At 61.4% G+C, this 1914-nt stretch carries 2 protein-coding genes; one reads left to right on the top strand and one right to left on the bottom strand.

Annotated elements, in window-relative coordinates:
- Window positions 1-729, bottom strand: a 729-nt coding sequence (locus tag A2I95_RS34435; RefSeq protein WP_291737026.1) for an IclR family transcriptional regulator, incomplete at its 3' end; no start/stop codon positions are given.
- A 173-nt stretch (window positions 730-902) separates the two neighbouring features.
- Here A2I95_RS34435 and A2I95_RS34430 point away from each other — a divergent pair.
- Window positions 903-1850, top strand: coding sequence for a tripartite tricarboxylate transporter substrate binding protein (locus A2I95_RS34430; RefSeq protein WP_291737024.1), 948 nt, complete (start codon window positions 903-905; stop codon window positions 1848-1850).
- The last annotated feature ends 64 nt before the right edge of the window (window positions 1851-1914 follow it).

The raw sequence follows: 1914 nt of genomic DNA, 5'->3' as shown, positions 1-1914 counted from the left end.
ATGGGTGAGAGTGACGCCCGCGCGCCGCAGGGCGGCAGGGATCAGGTCTTTCTGTTCAGTGGTCATGCGGGACACCGGCGCGGCCACGGCGAGCGCGCCGATCACCTGGCGGTCGGGGCCAAAAACCGGCACCGCGTGGGAATGCACATCCGCTTCGAACCCGCCGATGGATTGGGCCATGCCGGTGCTGCGGACATCTGCCAGCTGGGCGCGGATGTCCTGCGGATCGGTGATCGTCTCGGGTGTGTGGGCCTGCAACGGCTGTGCCAGTGCCGCGTCAGCAAAGCAGGGGTCGGCATAGGCCAGCACCGCCATGCCGGAACTGGTGCCGTGAAAGGTCAGCACTTCGGCGTCCTCCATCATCACCTTGGTTGCGTGGCGCGGGGAATAGGCATGCGACAGCGAATTCAGCTGGCTTCCCTGCAACAGCGACAGGTGGGTGGTTTCGCCGGTCTCGTCGCTCAGATCGCGCAGCACACGGCGCGAGACCGAAAGTATCGGAACCGCCGCCTCGCGCAGGGCGGCCAGGCGCAGAACCTGGGGGCCAAGCCGGTACATGCGGTCGCCGTCGGTCTGTTCGACAAAACCTGATTCCTGCAGCTCGCTCATCAGCCGAAAGACGGTGGCCTTGTTCATACCGGACAGGCGAGTGAGGTCGCTGAGCCCGATCCCGGTCCGGCCGTGATTGAAATATGTCAGTAATGACAAGGCTTTGGATACCGTTCCCATGGGCCTGTCCGTTCTCCCTGTTTGGTCTTGGCAGGTGGTGCCTTTGGAAAAAGACGCACCTTTGATGCAATTTTGTTGACAGATAAGCGGGCTGCCTGTCAATCTAAATTCAAACCAATGGTTCAAATAACGAACCATCGGCGAAAGCCGGGAAGAAAACTGGGAGGAAAACGATGAAACTCAAGACCCTCATGAAAGGTGCAGCCGCAGCGGCGGCACTGGGGCTGGGCGCGGTTGCCGCGCAGGCCGAATATCCGGAGAAGCCGGTGAACTTTATCGTGCCGTGGCCGCCGGGGGATCTGGAAGACGTGCTGACGCGGATGATCGCCGAGGATTTTCAGAACGAATACGGTGTTGCGGCTGCTGTGGTGAACAAGCCGGGCGGCGGCGGCGGGCCGTTCCCCGGTGCCATTGAAGTCGCCAATGCACCGAGCGATGGTTATACCGTCGGCTCATTTGTGATTGGGGTGCCGGTGATGGGGCATCAAATCGACATCCCGCCGCTGACGCCTGAGAAATTCGACCCGCTGGGGATATTCCTGACCTATCCCTTTGTGATCGCCACATCTGGCGATGCGCCCTACAGCACGATGGAAGAGCTGGCCGCTTATGCCAAGGAAAACGACGTGGCGCTGGGCCACTTCGGCGATGTGCTGACCCCGACCCAAGTGACCAAGGCTTACGCCAAGAACGCCGGTTTCGAGTGGGGTTCCGACGCGGCCTTTGATGCGCTGGATTGCAACACGCTGGCCTCGGGCGATGCGGATGTGATCAACACCACGCTGCAGCTGGTGCTGCCCTGCCTGGATCAGGTCAAGGTGCTGGTTTCAATCACCGATCAGCGCATCCCGCTGGCCCCCGACGCGCCTACCATCGGCGAGCTGGACGAGAGCTTGAACATCGCGCTTTGGAACGGTCTGTTCGTGACCAAAGATACCCCGCAGGATGTGCGCGACAAAATCATCGCGGTTGCGGAAAAGGCGGTGATGAGCGAACGCGCCCAGAATGTCGCCAAGGAAACCGGCGCGCTGGTTTATTGGCAAAGCGCTGATGACAGTGCAGCACGGGTTGCCAATGATATCGGCACCATGGCCCGCATCAGCGGCCTGCTGTCGGAGTAATCCTCCCCCCTGCATCGGGGCCCTGATGGGTCCCGGTGCCCTTTCAATCGCGCGGACAATGAAC

The organism is Leisingera sp. F5, assembly GCF_001593695.1.
This window is presented reverse-complemented; position numbering and strand designations above follow the sequence as displayed.

Excerpts from the sequence above, each read along its gene's own strand:
- A2I95_RS34430 (WP_291737024.1), top strand. The coding sequence starts at position 903 with ATGAAACTCAAGACCCTCATGAAAGGTGCAGCCGCAGCGGCGGCACTG.